Origin of the sequence: Bradyrhizobium sp. LjRoot220 (genome assembly GCF_964252915.1) — a bacterium.
GTDB lineage: Bacteria > Pseudomonadota > Alphaproteobacteria > Rhizobiales > Xanthobacteraceae > Bradyrhizobium.
Map to the genome: position 1 here is coordinate 275,513 of NZ_CAXUPS020000007.1, position 16,481 is coordinate 291,993.

The 16,481-nt window shown below is 63.7% G+C and carries 14 protein-coding genes and 1 pseudogene; 7 read left to right on the forward strand and 8 right to left on the reverse strand.

Features of this window, described 5'->3' with window-relative positions; translation table 11 throughout:
- Positions 1 to 189: 189 nt before the first annotated feature.
- The 3 genes from ACSQ84_RS27020 to ACSQ84_RS27030 all read right to left on the reverse strand — a co-directional run bounded on the left by ACSQ84_RS27020 (position 190) and on the right by ACSQ84_RS27030 (position 3,556).
- The gene (locus ACSQ84_RS27020; protein WP_436214758.1) at positions 190 to 1,725 is read right to left on the reverse strand and encodes a TRAP transporter large permease; all 1,536 of its coding nucleotides are present in this window, start codon (positions 1,723 to 1,725) and stop codon (positions 190 to 192) included.
- Between the two features lie 5 nt (positions 1,726 to 1,730).
- Positions 1,731 to 2,306: a TRAP transporter small permease subunit gene (locus tag ACSQ84_RS27025; protein ID WP_436214759.1), complete on the reverse strand. Its 576-nt coding sequence runs from the start codon at positions 2,304 to 2,306 to the stop codon at positions 1,731 to 1,733.
- Between the two features lie 137 nt (positions 2,307 to 2,443).
- Entirely contained in the window at positions 2,444 to 3,556 is a 1,113-nt protein-coding gene (locus tag ACSQ84_RS27030) for a TRAP transporter substrate-binding protein (RefSeq protein ID WP_436214760.1), read from the reverse strand.
- A 561-nt stretch (positions 3,557 to 4,117) separates the two neighbouring features.
- Between ACSQ84_RS27030 and ACSQ84_RS27035 the strand changes: the two are divergent.
- Positions 4,118 to 4,603, forward strand: a pseudogene (locus ACSQ84_RS27035) (CbbX protein); the annotation flags it as partial.
- A 47-nt stretch (positions 4,604 to 4,650) separates the two neighbouring features.
- Here ACSQ84_RS27035 and ACSQ84_RS27040 read toward each other — a convergent pair.
- On the reverse strand, positions 4,651 to 5,451 hold the full coding sequence (locus ACSQ84_RS27040; RefSeq protein WP_436214761.1) for an IclR family transcriptional regulator: 801 nt from the start codon (positions 5,449 to 5,451) through the stop codon (positions 4,651 to 4,653).
- A 180-nt stretch (positions 5,452 to 5,631) separates the two neighbouring features.
- Here ACSQ84_RS27040 and ACSQ84_RS27045 point away from each other — a divergent pair, with 180 nt between their 5' ends.
- Genes ACSQ84_RS27045 through ACSQ84_RS27070 form a run of 6 tightly spaced genes read left to right on the forward strand, consistent with a single transcriptional unit; the run spans position 5,632 to position 10,232 of the window.
- Positions 5,632 to 6,609: a Bug family tripartite tricarboxylate transporter substrate binding protein gene (locus ACSQ84_RS27045; RefSeq protein WP_436214762.1), complete on the forward strand. Its 978-nt coding sequence runs from the start codon at positions 5,632 to 5,634 to the stop codon at positions 6,607 to 6,609.
- 24 nt (positions 6,610 to 6,633) lie between these two features.
- The gene (locus tag ACSQ84_RS27050) at positions 6,634 to 7,251 is read left to right on the forward strand and encodes a flavin reductase family protein (RefSeq protein WP_436214763.1); all 618 of its coding nucleotides are present in this window, start codon (positions 6,634 to 6,636) and stop codon (positions 7,249 to 7,251) included.
- 4 nt (positions 7,252 to 7,255) lie between these two features.
- Complete coding sequence (locus ACSQ84_RS27055) at positions 7,256 to 8,116, forward strand: fumarylacetoacetate hydrolase family protein (RefSeq protein WP_436214764.1); 861 nt, start codon at positions 7,256 to 7,258, stop codon at positions 8,114 to 8,116.
- Positions 8,117 to 8,119: 3 nt separating this feature from the next.
- Complete coding sequence (gene hpaH, locus ACSQ84_RS27060) at positions 8,120 to 8,923, forward strand: 2-oxo-hept-4-ene-1,7-dioate hydratase (protein ID WP_436214765.1); 804 nt, start codon at positions 8,120 to 8,122, stop codon at positions 8,921 to 8,923.
- Between the two features lie 29 nt (positions 8,924 to 8,952).
- Positions 8,953 to 9,336 carry a RidA family protein gene (locus tag ACSQ84_RS27065; protein ID WP_436214766.1) on the forward strand — a complete coding sequence of 128 codons (384 nt, stop codon included), beginning with the start codon at positions 8,953 to 8,955 and terminating at the stop codon, positions 9,334 to 9,336.
- A gap of 20 nt (positions 9,337 to 9,356) precedes the next feature.
- A complete protein-coding gene (locus ACSQ84_RS27070; RefSeq protein WP_436214767.1) occupies positions 9,357 to 10,232 on the forward strand; it encodes an amidohydrolase family protein in 876 nt (291 codons plus the stop codon).
- Positions 10,233 to 10,447: 215 nt separating this feature from the next.
- Here ACSQ84_RS27070 and ACSQ84_RS27075 read toward each other — a convergent pair whose 3' ends face one another.
- The 4 genes from ACSQ84_RS27075 to ACSQ84_RS27090 form a co-directional block, all read right to left on the reverse strand.
- Positions 10,448 to 11,386: a Bug family tripartite tricarboxylate transporter substrate binding protein gene (locus ACSQ84_RS27075; RefSeq protein ID WP_436214768.1), complete on the reverse strand. Its 939-nt coding sequence runs from the start codon at positions 11,384 to 11,386 to the stop codon at positions 10,448 to 10,450.
- A 47-nt stretch (positions 11,387 to 11,433) separates the two neighbouring features.
- The gene (pcaB, locus tag ACSQ84_RS27080) at positions 11,434 to 12,840 is read right to left on the reverse strand and encodes a 3-carboxy-cis,cis-muconate cycloisomerase (RefSeq protein WP_436214769.1); all 1,407 of its coding nucleotides are present in this window, start codon (positions 12,838 to 12,840) and stop codon (positions 11,434 to 11,436) included.
- 328 nt (positions 12,841 to 13,168) lie between these two features.
- Entirely contained in the window at positions 13,169 to 14,581 is a 1,413-nt protein-coding gene (locus ACSQ84_RS27085; RefSeq protein WP_436214770.1) for an NCS2 family permease, read from the reverse strand.
- 22 nt (positions 14,582 to 14,603) lie between these two features.
- Entirely contained in the window at positions 14,604 to 16,478 is a 1,875-nt protein-coding gene (locus ACSQ84_RS27090; RefSeq protein WP_436214771.1) for an adenine deaminase, read from the reverse strand.
- Positions 16,479 to 16,481: the final 3 nt, after the last annotated feature.

Sequence of the window (16,481 nt, forward strand, 5' to 3'; positions counted from 1 at the left end):
ATTCATGTCCAATAGCATCTCGTGGTCCACAATCATGAGTAAGAGCGGGGTCGTGGACGACCGATAAGGAAATACTGAAAATGACGCTGTGGACGATTCATCGCCGAGATTGCGGGGACGGAGGATTAGGCGCCTCGCGGTCGCGATGCACGCATGCTTGCCGGGTGCCGTCGCGATTCCGGCTATCGGCTACCTCGTCGCATGCGGCAGCCAAAGGGCGATCTGCGGATACAGCAGCAGGAGGGCCAACACGATCGCCTGGATGACCATATAGTCGGCCATGCCCTTGTAGATCGTCGACAGCCTCCATTGCGGCACGACGTTGCGCAGATAGTACGCCGACATGGCAACCGGTGGACTGAGATAGGACGTCTGCATGTTGACGGCCGTGAGCGCGCCGAACCAGATCAGCAAATCGAGCTTGCCAAGGCCAAGCTGCAGCTTCTCGACCACCGGCAAGACGATCGGCATGAACACCAGGATCATCACCGGCCATTCGAACGGCCATCCCAGAATGAAGAAGATGGCCATGATCAACGCCAGCTTCCACCAATCGCCCACCGGCACGGCGAGCAGGTAGCTCGTAAGCAGGTTTGCCGAGCCGAGCTTGGTGAAGATGGCGCCGAACACGGTCGAGGCAACGGCCAGGAACAGCACCATGGCCGAGGTCACCATGGTGCCGGTGGCAGCGTTGGTCGCCGATTTCAGATTGAGCCGGCCGTAGACCAGCGCGAGCAGCGTCGCGCCGAAAGCCCCGCACGAGGCCGCCTCGGTCGGCGTCGCGAGGCCTCCGACGATCGTCCCGAGCGTAAAGCCGATCAGCGCGCTGAGCGGCGCGATACCCAACACCACGGCGCGAAAATAGGGGCTTCGGAAATAGGGGAATGCCGCCAGCAGCGCCGGCACCGCTGCAATTCCCGAGATATTCATCGAGCCCGCGCCGATGGCCATGCGCGGCACGCCCGCCTGGCTCAACAGCAGTTCGGCAAGCAGATAGACCATCACGACGAGACAGAAGAGGCCGAGGGAGACCACGGCGAGGTTCACTTTCTCGGTCGTCATCGCATCGTAGGCTTCCCTTCGCTCATCCATCGTCATGGGCGGGCCGAGCGTGGGATCCATGAAGCTGCGGATGAGCGTGTAGGCGATGTAACAGCCCGCGAGCAGGAAGCCGGGGCCGAACGCTGCCGAATAGAGCAGGTTGACGGGTACGCCCATGGTCGGGCCCATCACCACCAGCATCACGCTGGGCGGGATCAGGATGCCGAGCGTGCCGCCGGCCGCGATCGCGCCCGCCGACAGCCGCGCGTCGTAGCCCGTCCTGATCATCATCGGTGCCGCCATGATGCCGAGCACGGTTACCGCCGCGCCGACGATGCCGGTTGCCATCGCAAAGATCGTCGCGGTGAGGATCACAGCCAGATAGAGCGAGCCGCGCACCGGCGCCAGCAGGCTGCGCATCGCCCCGAACAGCCGTTCCATTAGTCCGGCCTGTTCGGTCATGTAGCCCATGAAAATGAAGAGCGGCACGGCCGGGAAGATCTCGTCCTTCATCGTGCCCCAGATCTGCAGGTAGGCAAGATTGAAGGTCTGTTCCCAGCCGAGCCCCAGCCCGCCGAAGATGATGGCGAGGAACAGCAGCGTGAAAGAGATCGGGAAGCCGATGAAGATGACCGCGATCATGCCGACAAGCATGATCAGTCCGAGGCTTTCGGAGTAACTCATGGCTGTCAGACCTCGATCTTCTCGTGCCTGGTCAGGAATGCGCCGGTCCGCCAGGCCCAGATGCTCTTCATGAGTTCCGAGATGCCCTGCAGGAACAGCATGAAAGCGGTAAGCGGGATGACGCCGCGCAGCGGCCACAGGATCGGCGCCCACGCGCCGGAGGCCGAGCGCTCGTTGATCGATACTGCGTAAATGAAGTCGTCGATCGAGATGAAGAACAGCACCGCCATGGTCGGCAGGAAGAACAGGATGAACGCGATGCTGTCGATCATGCCCTTGGTTCGATCCGAGAATGCCTCCCACAGCATGTCGGTTCGCACGTGCGCGCCCTTGAGCAGCGCCAGCGCCGATCCCAGCATGAACAGCGCCGCGTACGACATCGTCGTGATATCGAGGGCCCAGATCGTCGGGTCCTTGAGGACGTAGCGGGCGAACACCTCGATCACGTTGGACATGATCAGCGGAATGATGAACAGCACGAACAGGTGGCCCGTCCACTCCGTGAACTTGTCGATGATGCGGATGACAGCCAGATAGCCTCTGGGAGGCATCAGCGTTGGTGGAAGGGAGAGGCTGCTCATGCAAACGGATCCCGAGTAAGCTGCGCGTGTTGCGTGTTGCGGCCGATGGGGCGAGTTCGATCGTGTCGCCATACGAGAAGGGCGGCTAGGGCCGCCCTTCCGTCAATCCTCGTCCCGAAATATCGCTCAACGCGATCTCATTGCGTCTTCGTCGGCCAATAGTGGTCGGCCTGCAAGGCGTAGGGCGGGAACATGAAGCGCTTGGCCGGGACCACCTTCGAGGCATAGGCCCTCTGGGAGTCGTAGACCTTCTTGAAGAACGGGTTCTTCGCGGCTTCCGCGGCCGCGAACTCGTCCCAGGTTTTCAGGAACGCCGTGTTGATCTCCGGCGGTGTCGTCATGAGCTTCACGCCGTGCTTTTCCGTGAACTCCAAGATGGCATCCGCGTTCAACCTCTGGAACGTCGCCCACCAACGCAGGAAAGTCTCCGTTGAAGCCGACTTGATCGCTTCCCTGTTCTGCTCCGGCAAGCTGTCCCAGACGTCCTTGTTGATCGCGAGCTCGGCGACCGAGGCGCTCTCGTGCATGCCGGGCGTGTAGTGATGTTTCCAGACCGTATGCAGGCCGAGGCGCAAATCCTCGATTCCACCGACCCACTCCGCGCAATCGATCGTGCCGCGCTCGGCGGCAGGCAGAATCTCACCCCCCGGCATATTGACGACGGCCATGCCCATCTTGGCATAGAGCTGGGAGACGATGCCGGTCTGGCGGCACTTCATGCCCTTGAAGTCGGGAAGGTCCTTGATCGGCCGCTTGAACCAGCCGAGCGCCTGGGGGCTCGGCGGGATGCTCGGCATGGCGACCAGATTGAGCTTGAGCTCCTTCTGGTAGAACTCGTTCCACAATTCGAGGCCTCCGCCGTCATAGACCCAGCCGATGAAGTCGACCGCATCCATACCGGCAATGCCGGCCGGGGTGTTGGCGAACAGCGTTGCGGTGACGCTCTTGCCGACCCACCAGTAGGAGATGCCATAGGCACCGTCGATCACCTTCTTGTGTGCCGCATCCAGAATTTCGAACGGCGGCACGATCGCGCCGCCCGGCAGCGCCTCGATCTTGAGATTGCCGCCGGTCAGCTTGTCGACCCGATCGGCGAAGAACTTGAGTGCATCCTGCGTGGTGCTCGACGGGGGCACCGCCGACTGGATCTTGAGCGTCCTTGGCTGCTGGGCGAGCGCCGTGGCGGCGAACGCCAGCGAGACGGAGGCTGCGACGGCCAGAGCCGCATTCCTGGGTGAGAAGATCTTCATTGCGCGACAATCCTTCTTCGAGCTTGGTTGAACCAACGGTGTCTCGCCCGATTGGAACAGAGTTCTCGCGGGCAGGACTCGAGAAGATGCGAAACAGTGAAATGATATTGTCCGGCCTCGAGCCGGTGTGGCTTCATGATTCCTCCGCTGTGATTTGTAATCACATCCCCGTACGTTTTCCCCCGTACGTTCCGAACATACTCCCCCTGCGCAGCGTGCGCGGCAAGCGAAAAAAGGTCCTCATCTTCGCCGGATCACGGTCGAAATGCCGGGTGGCGTGGTATCTTACTCGGCGCCGGCGCCGATCTTCGCCGGTTCTCCGAGGACTTATGCAGCCGTCCCCGCTCTCGGAGCGCGCTATCGATCGGGAGAGAATGTCACGTGATCCCGCGCCTTCGCTCTGCCGCGCGTCAGGAAGCATTGGGGATAGGATCATTGCCGACGTCTCGGTTCACGGCCCGAAACAACGCGGAAATGGCGGCCTGGTCGCTGTCGCGTCAGGTGGGTCCAGCGTTAGATTGGTTTCGCGTGGCGCCGTTCGCCTACTGAAAAGCAAATTGTAAAGCCTATTACCTCAACCGGCCGGACAATGAACGCGACTACGGCCAGGAAGCGATCGAGATATTGCTGCAGGTCATGGAATCGCAGCGCGAGGATCTGGTGGTGATCCTCGCCGGCTATGGCGACCGCATGGAAAAATTCTTCGCCAGCAACCCGGGCTTCCGCTCGCGCATCGCCCATCATATCGATTTTCCGGATTGTTCCGGCTATGAGCTGCTCGCCATCGCCGAACTGATGCTGCACGACCTGAACTACAAGTTCAGCGAGGAGACGCGGGAGGCGTTCATCCGCTACATTGCTTTACGCGTCACCCAGCCGCTGTTCTCCAACGCGCGTTCGATCCGGAACGCGCTCGACCGCATGCGGCTGCGCCAGGCCAATCGCCTTGTCGCCGATCTCGACCGTGTGCTGGACGCCGACGACGTGATGTCGCTGCAGGCGTCGGACGTGCTCGCCAGCCGGGTATTTCTGAAAGGTCAGTCCTAGATCCGGAGCCCGGGGCACGCTGTCGTTCCGTTCGAAAAGCCCGCCGGTCAGGTGCCTGACACATTCGCTAGCGTTCGCTCGATGCCTCGTGCGATGGCGATGAGGACATCAGACACCTCGATGGCACGGCGCGGGCTGAGCCTGTTTCTTACCGCAGAAAGGGTAATCGCCGCCGCGGGCTGACCGTCGGGACTCCTGATCCAGGCCGAGAGCGATTTCGTTCCCTGCACGAGGCCGACGTCGCGCAAATTGTAGCCCAAGCGCCGCGCGAGCCGTATTTGCCCAAGTACCGTCGGCAGCTCGGTGCGATAGGCCATGAACCGTGCCTCGTTGGCGAGGACGATCTTGCGCGCCTCCGGTGCCGGCATCGCGGCCAGGATGGCTACGCCCGCGCTGGAGACCCCGAGTGGCCGCCGTGCGCCGACCTCGATCGATAGCACCTGGATCGGATATGAGCCGATGCGGCGCGCCACGCACAGCGTATCGAGCCCGGTGCGTACCGTCAGGAACAAGGTATCGCCGAGCAGTGCGGACGCCTGGGCAAGATGAGGCTCGGCCGCGACCAGCAGCGGCGAGCGCGATTGCCGCGCCAGCGCCAATTCGGGCACCTGCCGGCCGATTGCGTAGCGTCCGGTCTGGGCGCTGCGCTCGACAATGCCTTCCTCGATCAGCACCTGCGCGATCCGGTGCACGGTCGGACGGGTGAGGGACGTCGCCCGGACGACCTCCGACAAGGGCACGCCCGTTTCCCGGCCGGCCGCGAGAATCCGCAACACGTTCAAGGCGCGGCGGATCGCCTGTCCGCCCTGCTGCGGTTCCGGTCTGCCGCGCCGCCGGCCATCCGTCATTCGGGTTCGCCCAATGTCCATAATGTGGACAAAAACACCACAATTCCATCGACAAGGGAAGCCCGTAGGGCAAGATCGGATCACTGGGCGCGATGCACGTATCGGCAGACGGGCTGCCGCTCGCACCACAACAAACAAGGGTAGCGGATTGCTCCAGCTGCTCGCTTACGGGAGGATGCAATGAGATTGTTCGCCATCGCTGGCATCGCGGTCACGGCATTGATCACGGCGCTGTCGAGCACGCCGGTCGCGGCCCAGCAATGGCCGGCACGGTCGGTGAAGCTCATCGTGCCTTATCCGGCCGGCGGCAATGTCGACGGAGCCGCGCGCATCGTCGCCGACAAGCTGCAAACCATGCTGGGTCAGCCCTTCATCGTGGAAAACAAGGCCGGTGCCGGCGGCCTGATTGCCGGCGAGGCATTCGCAAAATCCACTCCCGACGGCTACACCCTGTTTGTCGGCGCCAACGGACCGGTGCTGTTCGCCCCCGAGATCGCCAAGCGCGACGCCTACAACTGGAAGCGGGATTTTCTGCCCATCACCTCGATTTCGATGACGCCATTGGTGCTCGAGGTGCATCCGTCGGTGGCGGCAAAGGACTTGAAGGAATTTTTCGATCTCGCTCGCCGTGAGCCCGGCAAGCTGACGATGGCCTCGCCCGGCGCCGGCACCACCAATCATTTGCTCAGCGAACTCGTGCAGTCGACGCTCGGCGTCCAATGGGTGACGGCGCATTACCGCGGAAATGCGCCCGCCATCAACGATCTGATCGGGGGCCAGGTGCAATTCGCCTTTGATCAGATCTCGGTCGGACTGCCCTTCATCAGGAAAGGCATGGTGCGCGCACTTGCAGTCACCGGCAGCCACCGCGCCTCCTGGATACCTGACGTGCCGACCTTCGCCGAACTCGGTTACAAGGAATTCGATGGCCAGACCTTTACCGGCCTGTTCGCACCGGCCGGCACGCCCGCCGAGATCGTGGCCAGGCTCCACGATACGATGGCGGCCATCCTCAAGGATCCCCTGATCGTCGAGAAGTTCAACACGCTCGGCGCGGAGGCCGTCACGATGACGCCGGCGGCGTTCAAGAGCTATCTCGAAGCCGAGGACGGCAAATGGATTCCCGTGGTCCGCAAAGCCAATATCAAGACCGATTGAGGGAACCGTATTGAGGAATTCGTGATGCAGATCGATCCGTCAGATCTCGATGCCGAGAGGGCCTACCGGCTGATCACCGGCATCGTGGTGCCGCGTCCGATCGCCTGGGTCACCAGCCTGTCGAGCGGCGGCACCGTCAATCTGGCGCCGTTCAGCGCCTTTACTTTTGTTTCGCCGAAGCCGCCGATGCTGGCGATCAGCGTTGGCCGCAAGGCCGGGCTCTACAAGGACACCGCGCATAACATCCTCAACAACGAGGAATACGTCGTCCACATCGCGGATTCGAGCCTGATGATTGCGGTGCATGAGAGTTCCACCGAGCATCCGCCCGACGTCAGTGAGGTCGAGGAGTTGCAGCTTGAGACGCTGCCGAGCGAGCGCATCAAGGTACCTCGTCTCGCCGCAGCACCGATCGCGATGGAGTGCCGCTTTCGACAATGCCTCGAATTCGGCGAGACCCGCAGCCGGCTGATCGTCGGCGAAGTGCTGGTATTCCACGTTCGCGACGGGCTGCTGCACAACGGCAAGATCGAGACCGAGGCGCTCGATCCGATCGCGCGCATCGGCGGTCCGCGCTACGCGCGGCTCGGCGAGATCGTCACGCTGAAACCGGTTTTCCAGACCTCGAAGTCGGAGTCCTGATCGTATGCGCCTGCTCAGCTATCTCGCGAACGGACAACCACGCTTTGGCGCCGCCGTTGCCGGTGGTGTCGTCGATCTGACGGGACGGGTCGGGTCCAAATTTCCGGATCTGCGCACGCTGATTGCGGGCAACGGGCTGGAGGCGGCGCGCGCCGCCGTCGCCGGGCAGGCGCCCGACCATGCGCTCGACGATCTCACCTTGCGCTCGCCGATCCCGGCTCCGGAAAAACTGTGGTGCATCGGCGTCAACTACCGGGATCGCAACGCCGAATATAAGGACGATTCCGACCTGCCGAAATATCCGAGCCTGTTCGTCCGCAATCCGTCCTCGGTGGTCGGATCCGGTCAGCCGATCGAGAAGCCGAAAATATCCGAGCAGCTGGATTACGAGGGCGAACTCGTCATCGTGATCGGCAAGGCAGGCCGCCACATCCCGCGTGAGCGGGCCTTCGAGCACATCTTCGGCATGACCTTGTGCAACGAAGGCAGCGTGCGCGACTGGCTGCACCACGGCAAGTTCAACGTCACGCAGGGCAAGAATTTCGATCGTTCCGGCAGCGTCGGACCGTGGATCGTCAGTTCCGACGAATGCGATCCGCGCGGGCCGCACGATATCGTCACCCGCGTCAACGGCGAGGTGCGCCAGAACGATTCCACCGAGCGGCTGATGTTTCCGTTCGACTTCCTGATCGCCTATCTTTCGACGTTCGCCACGCTGAAGCCGGGCGACATGATCGCAACCGGCACGCCGACCGGCGCGGGCGCGCGGTTCGATCCGCCGCGCTGGCTAAAGCCCGGCGACCTGGTCGAGGTGGAATCCTCCCGCATCGGTACCTTACGCAACGTCGTTGCCGCGGAAGCCTAGATCATGCTCGACCAGCAAACCGTCGACCGTCTGGCGCAACGCCTCGATGAAGCCGAACGCAGCAAGTCACTGATCCCTGCGTTCACGTCGGAGTATCCGGAACTCACGATCGAGGATGCCTATGCGATCCAGCGGACGTGGACCAGGCTCCAGCTTTCGCGCGGCCGGATCATCAAGGGCCACAAGATCGGCCTGACGTCGAAGGCGATGCAGAACGCGGTGGGTATCTCCGAACCTGACTTCGGCGTGCTGTTCGCGGACATGTTCTATTCGGACGCCGGCCCGATCCCGTTCGACCGCTTTCATGCTCCGCGCATCGAGGTCGAACTGGCGTTCGTCCTGAAGGCGCCGCTGAAGGGGCCGGACTGCACGCTGTTCGACGTGCTCAACGCCACCGACTACGTCACGCCTGCGCTCGAGATTCTCGAGACGCGCATGCACCGGGTCGACCCTCAAACGAAAGCACCGCGCAAGGTCACGGATACGATCTCCGACAATGCGGCGAATGCCGCACTGGTGGTCGGCGGCCGGCCGTTCCGGCCGCTGGAGGCCGATCTGCGCTGGATCGGCGCATTGCTGTTTCGCAACGGGCAGATCGAGGAGACCGGAATCGCGGCCGGCGTCCTCAACCACCCGGCCAACGGCGTGGCATGGCTCGCCAACCGGCTGGCCCTCCATGACGAGCATCTGGCCGCAGGCGAAGTGGTGCTGGCGGGATCCTTTACGCGCCCGGTCGAGGTCAGCAAGGGCGATACGTTTCATGCCGATTACGGTCCGTTTGGATCGGTCTCCTGCCAATTCGTCTGAGTAAACATTTATCAAAACGAGGTGCGCACATGGCGCGACGCAAGAGCATCCATATCGGCGAGTTCAAACACGCCAACCCAATTCCGAATGCATGCCGGATCGGCAATCTCTTGATGTCTGGCGTCATCCTCGGTCGCGATCCCGCAACCGGCGTCATGCCCGAACGTATCGAGGACCAGTGCGCCAACATGTTCGCCCACATGAAGGCCATCGTGGAAGCCGGCGGCGGTAGCACCGACGACATCATCAAGATGACGGTGTGGCTGCAGGATCGCACCCAGCGTGCGCCTGTCAACGTCGAATGGCTGAAGATGTTTCCGGACGAGCATTCGCGCCCCGCCCGTCATGCGTTGCAGATGAGCATGGATGGCGGCGCGCTGGTGCAGTGCGATTTCACCGCCGTGATCGATTGAGCCTGAAAGAGAGACGCGCCATGCCGAGCTACCTGCCGTTCGATCCGAATCCGCGCCGTCCATCAAAATTGCCGCCGCCGAAGAGCATCGACAGCCAGTTTCACGTGCTGGGGCCGGTGGAAAAATATCCGATCCGGGCAGGGGCGGCCTACCAGATGCCATCAGCGACCTGGGAGGCGGCGCTGCGCGTCCACAAGGCGCTCGGCATCGAGCGCGGCATCATCGTGCAGACCACGACCTATGGCGCCGATCATTCGGTGGTGCTCGACGGCCTGGCCGCCATGGGGCCGAACTACCGCGCCTGCGCCAACGCACTCGTCTTTGCCGAAGCCGATGACGCCTATCTTGCCAAGCTCGACGCCGCGGGCGTCGGCGGCGCGCGCTTCAGTTTCCGAAAAGAGCTTGGCGCGGTGCTGTCGGACAAGGACTTCGAGCGCGCCATCGCGCGCATCCGGGAACTTGGCTGGTATGCGAAGTTCCAGCCCGAGAAGGATGGAATCGTCGGGAATCTCGACAAGATCCGCGGACTGAACGTGCCTGTTCTGATCGATCACATGGGCCGGCCAGATCCAGAGCGCGGCAAGGACGACCCGAATTTGCGTGCGGTGCTCGATCTGCTCTCGAAAGGTAATTTCTGGGTGATGCTGTCGCTCGGCGAGAAGACCTCGAAGGCCGGCCCGCCGTGGGACGACGTCATTCCGATCGCCCGCGCCTATATCGAGGCTGCGCCCGACCGCTGTGTATGGGCAAGCGACTGGCCGCATCCGGTCTCGGTCGTCCAGCCGCCCAACGACGCGGATTTGCTGGAACTGCTGTATCGCTACGCGCCCGATGAGTCGGAGCTGCGGAAAATTCTGGTGACCAATCCGGCCAAGTTGTTTGGCTTCGATGACTAGGAGAACCGGTGCTCACCGCACCGGTCGGGCGCAAATTCTCGGCAACTCTTCATATCAGCGGATTCGGCTGACGTGCCGCCATCGCGGGCAACGCTTGCCTGTGCCACGCGCCGCATCAGCTCCTTGATGAAGGCGGCGCTGACGCCGATGCAAAAGCCGGAGTCCGGGAGCCCTTCGGTATCAATCCGAAGAGGGAGCTGTTGGACCAGTTACGCCTATGGATCCAGGCGAATCTGCGCGGTTTTGACGATGTCCTGCCAACGCGCGATCTCTTCGGCCATCCGCCGCTTGAGCGGTTCGGGGCCGCGCTGATCCGGCTGCGGCAGCAGCAGGCCTGCCAGTTCGAGTCTCTTTCGCACGGCGTCGTCGTCGAGCGCTGCGCCAAGCGCTTCGGTGAACCGGGCGCGAATGGCGTCCGGCACGTCTTTCGGCAGGTAGAATGCGAACCAGCTTGACGCGACAAACCCTGGAAGTCCTGCTTCCTTGGCGGTCGGCGTGTCCGGCAATTGCGGCACGCGGGCGGGGGCCGAAACGGTCAGAAAGCGCAAATGGTTGTCACCGAGGAAGGGAAGCACGTCGCCCAGCAGTGCACAGCTGAAGTCACTGCGGCCTGCGATCAGGTCGGTCATCGCCAGCGCCGATCCGCGATACGGCAGCCCGACCGGCTTGAACCCGACCACGCTGGTGAACAGCAGGCAACTGATGTGGCTGATCGAACCGACACCGGCGTGGGCCAACGTGAGATCCGCGCCACGCGCCTTGGCGCTCGCAATGAACGACGCCATGCTGTCCGCGCCGAGGTCTCGGCGGGCGACGACGAGGATCGGCGTTTCGGCAACCAGGCCGATGGGCGTGAAATCAACCAGCGGGTCGTAGCGAAGATTTGGATAGAGCGCGACCGATGCCGCATGGGTGCCGACGTGACCGCTGACCAGCGTATAACCGTCGGGCGCGCTTTTCGCGACGCGCGTCGAACCGGTCGTGCCGCCCGCCCCGGCGACGTTCTCGACAATGATCGGCTGGCCGAGTTTTCGCGACATGTGTTCGGTTACGATCCGGCTCATCACGTCGTTCGGACCGCCTGCCGCGAAAGGGACCACCAGCGTGATCGGCCGTGACGGAAACGCCGCGTCGGCCTGTGCCACATTCGGCATTGTCAGAACCGCAGTTACGACAGCGACTGCGCGCAAGCATTTCAGAATCATGTGGTCCCGCTCCGTGTCGGCGCTTGTGCCGGGTTGACTGGCTGATCGGCACAGGCCGCGAGGACGCGATCGACCTCACGGCCGGACAGGCCGGTGTAACGGGCCGGATCCGCGGCCGCTTCAATCTCATGCGGCGCGAGGTGGGCCGTCACGGCCGGATCGCGCGCAAGGCTCTCGGCCAATGTCAGGCCCGAAGCGATGGCGTGCGTGCAAGCAGCGCCCACCATCTCGTGCGCGTGATGGCGCCCGACGTGCGGCGCGAGCGCCATCATGACGGCCTCGGCGGCGATGAGCCCCTGGGTCCGCCCGAGATTGGCCTGCATCGCATCGGGTCTGACGATGAGACCGGTGCAGAGCCGCACCGCGTTATCCATGGCCCGGGCGATCAGCATGAAGGCTTCCGGCAGCAGCAACCATTCGGCCTGCCACGGTCCCGTTGCCCGTTCGTGGTCGTGGACCGAGGCGTCGAGCATGGCGCTTGCGAGGCGGCGCAACGACAGTCCGGTGCTGAGAATCTGCTCGCAGATAATCGGGTTTCGCTTGTGCGGCATGGTGCTGGAAGCGCCGTGGCCCTGGCCGCCCGGCTCCGATACTTCGCCGACCTCGGTCTGTGCCATCAGCACGACATCGGTTGCGATCTTGCTCAGGCTGGTGGAGATCAGCCCCAGCAGGCAAACCGTTTCGGCCAGGGCGTCGCGCGCGGCATGCCATGCCACCAGCGGCTCGGCGAGCCCGAGTTCGCCGGCCAGCGCGGCGCGGATGCGGTCGCCATCATCGCCGAGCGAAGCGAACGTGCCGACCGCGCCGCCGAACTGAACCTGCAGAACGCGTGGCTTGAGTTCGGCGAGGCGCTGCCTGTGGCGCAGCAGGCCCGACAGCCAGACCGAAGCCTTGAAGCCGAAAGTGATCGGGATCGCGTGCTGAAGCTTGGTCCTGCCGACCATCGGTGTATCGCGGTGGGTACGTGCCAGAGCCGCCACCGCCGAGATCAGGCTCTCCAGGTCGCGGTCGACGAGTTCGAGCGCGTCGCGGATCTGCATCACGAGCGCGGTGTCCATGATGTCCTGGCTGGTGGCACCCCAATGGACGAATTCGCCATGGGGCTTGCCGGTGAGCCGGATCAACTGCTCGACCAGGTTCACGACCGGCAGACCGGCGCGCAACGTGCCCGCTGCCAGTTCGTCAAGATCGAGCCGTTCGGCACGCGCGGCGGCAGCGATCGCCACTGCAGCCTCGGCAGGAATCACCCCGAGCTGCCCCTGAACCCTGGCCAGCGCGGCCTCGACCAGCAGCATGGATGCCAGTGAATTGCTCTCGCCGAAAATGGCGCGCATCGGCGCGGTGCTGAAAATATCGGCAAGATGGCGGCTGCTGAAGACCGCTCCGGACTCGACGCTCAGCATGGCCGTGTCGCGATCAGGGACGGCCGAACGATTGCATTTCTCTTGGCTGAAGATTGAATTGCGTCGTTTCCGCTCTCATAAATGGCGACCCTTGACTTGCGGGCGTATGGCGAGGTCTGGTCAAAAAATAGCCGCATCTGCACGGTATCGATCCTCCGTCGTCGCGCCCCATTGCGCGGCCGTACGGCTTGGCATCGATCAAGCTAGGTTACCTCTCCACTTTGCAAATGCATTGTTGTGATGGATGCGTTCTGAATCGGAGAACGCTGCGGATGCTTCTGACCTTCGCGATTCCCGCCGGAAGCCGGTGCGCTCGCATCACGTCGCCTTACATGATCTGCGCCGTCACGATCCCGTAGAGAATGAACACCACGCCCAGGCCCCAGACCATCGCGGGGATCTGCGCCCGGCGGCCCATGGTGACTTCCAGGGCGAGGTAGCACAGCGTTCCCAGCGCCATTCCGTTGATCAGGTTGTTGGTCAACACCGTCACCAGCAGCGTCAGCACGATCGGTGTCGCATTGCTGAGATCCATCATGTCGGTGCGCGCGAGGCCCTGCATCATCAGGATGCCGACCAGCACCAGCGCCGGCGCGGTTGCCTGCGGCGGAATGATCACGAACACCGGCCAGAAGAAAAGCGCCAGGCAGAAGAAGGCGGCGACCGTCAGCGACGTCAGGCCGGTGCGCCCGCCTGCCTGTACGCCGGTGATGGATTCGATGTAGGCGGTGACCACCGAGGTGCCGAGCAGCGGCCCCACGATCGTGGCTGTCGCGTCGGTAGCGAAGGCGGCGGTGGCATTGGGGATTGATCCGTCAGGGCGACGCAAATTGGCGGCGCCCGTCACGCCGATCAGCGTGCCCAGGGTCGAGAAGAACTCGGCACAGAGGAAATAGAACAACAGCGGCAAGGCCACCACGAAATGGGTGAAGAGGTAGCCGACATCGAGCGCCATGAAGGTGCTGGTCGGCCAGCGCGGCCAGGACAGGATGGCCGATGGCACCGAGGTCACCATCTTGCCGTTCGCCGCGGGAACGAAAAGACCGATCAAGGTGAGTGCTGCAATCGACAGGATGAGGGCCCCGGGAACGCGACGTGCCACCAGAACCGGGGTCAGCAGCAGACCCGCCAGCGTCAGCAGCACCGACGGGCTGCGCAACGATCCCATGGCGATATAGGTCGTCGGGCTTTGCACCACGAACCCCGCACCGCGCAATGCAATGAACACGATCAAGGTACCGACCGCGGCCTGGATGCCGATCTTCAGCGCTTCCGGAACGTCCTTTGCAATCCGCTCGCGCAGCCTGGAGAGGCTGAGGATCAGAAACAGCACGCCGGTGAACGCGACCATGGCCAGCGCGCCCTGCCAGGGCATGCCCATCTGCTTCACGATCACATAGGTGAAGATGACGTTGGAGCCCATGGCCGGAGCGACCGCGAGCGGCAGATTGGCGGTCAACCCCATCATGACGCAGCCGAAGATCGCTGCGAGCGCCGTGGCGCTGACGAGATCGGCGCGGTCCATTCCCGCGCCGGACATGATCGCCGGGTTCACCGCAATGATATAGGCCATCGCCGCGAAGGTGGTCGCGCCGGCGATCACTTCGCGCCCGACGCTGGTGCCGCGTTCAGTCAGGCGGAAGAAGCCGTCGATCAGGCTCGCAGCCGCACGACCCGATGCGGTGGCAGGGCTGGGCGCGGTCGGACCGGAGGCCAGTTGTGGCGGCGTCATCTCGTTCATCGTGTCCCTCCGACCTTTGCCGTTACCAGACCACCGGGTGCGCTTCGCCCGTCTGCACATTGATGAAACCGAGCGGCGCCTGCTCGCATGGCGCGACCAGCACCCAACTCCATGGCGCGCAGGTCAGGGTCGCGAACATCAGCCGCTCCGGAAATCCCGGATACCAGCGCGGCCGGTAGGTCGGCTCGAACATCCAGTCCACTTTTCGGCCCTCGGCGTAGAGCGCCTGCATGTCGGCATCGAGCGCTTCGGCGGGACGGCAACTCATCAAGCCGCCGACCTCGAAGCGGACGGTGGCCACGAGTTCTCCCTCGCGCACGAGCGCCCAGCCGCCCTGCAGTTCGACGAGGGCGTTGACGGCCTTGGCCATCGCGGCGTCCGAGGAGCCGACGACCCAGATGTTGTGCTTGTCGTGCGCCACCGAGCAGGCAACTGCCGTATCCGGCGTGCTTGGTCCGCACCCGCGCCAGAACATCTTGGAGACGCGGCCATCGCCGGAAAAGCGGTCGACGATCGCAAATTTGGTAATGGCCTGGCTCGAGTCGCGCTGCACGGCGCCGTCGCGCACCGGCAGTTCGAGCGTGTAGAAATCAGGATGCCAGTGAAACGGCCGGATCACGGCGGCGTTCATGGTGGTACGGCCGGGCCCGGCGGGGATTTCAAAATCCTGCGGCTGGATCGTGCGCTTGATATTGACCGTCCGGGTCGCCCATTCCGGCCATTTGATCTCCGGAACCGGGCCGGTATAGCGCTTGCCGTCCGATATCTGCGCGCCGTCGGCCCATACCTCGGCGATTTCGAGCTTGCCGACATCCGACAGCAGCACGACGTCGCCGAAGCGTCCGGGCGACAGGCTGCCGACATACGGGGTCAGGCGCATGTGGCGCGCCGGATTGATGGTCAGGCACTGGATCGCGATCTCCGGCGCCAGGCCCGCCTCGATGGCGACACGCGCATTGTGGTCGCTGGCGCCGGTGTCGAGCGTATGGCTGGCGCTGCGGTCGTCCGTCGTGAACGCGATCTGCGACCAGTCCTGCAGGCCCTTCGCGAGCAGCCATGCGACGATCTCGGCCATCGCGTAGACGCGCAATTCGACGAACAGGCCGCGCGTCAGCTTGTCCCAGGTTTCCTCCGGCGTCTGCACTTCGTGGTCGGAGGCGAGCCCCGCCGCGGCAAAGGCATTGATGGATGGCAGGTCCCGCAAGCCCGCGGCGTGCCCTTCGACGACGCCGCGCGCCGCAAAGGTCGCCTCGATCATGGCCCAGATCCGCGCATAGGACGGATTGTCCGGATTCCACACCGCCGGCCAGTCCATCACTTCGTCGAGGCCGGTGACCATCAGGCTCTGGCCCATGAAACGCGCCTGTTCCTCGCCGCCGTACCAGCCGCCGCCCCATTCATAAGCGGTGGGTGGCACCGCCGATCCGGGTTGAGGAAATATCTTCAGCGGCGATCCGCGCCGGCGCGCCTCGAACCAGAATTCGAGATTGCGTTCGCCGTTGACGTTTGAAAATTCGTGGCTGGCTTCGCAGGTCCAGGTATTGCCGCGCGGCAGCACCAGTGCCGCCTCCCATTCCGGCGTCAAATGCGAGCTTTCGATGTGCTTGTGCACCTCGCCGAAACCCGGAACGGCCGCCAGATTCGGCCGGTGCACGCGCTCGCGGACTTCACCGGGATAGCTGCCCGCCGGTCCCACCCAGGCGATGCGGCGGCCCTTGAAGACGATCTCCTGGTCCTCGCTCCAGCTACGGCTGTGCACGTCGAGCAAGCGTCCGACCCGCAAGGCACGGTCGGCCGGGCGATGGCCGAGGGCCGTCAGCACCAGATCCTGGCGGATGCGAATCTCGTCTGCCGCATCGATCAGAAGATCGTCGGGGACTGCGTTCAGGGATACCATGAC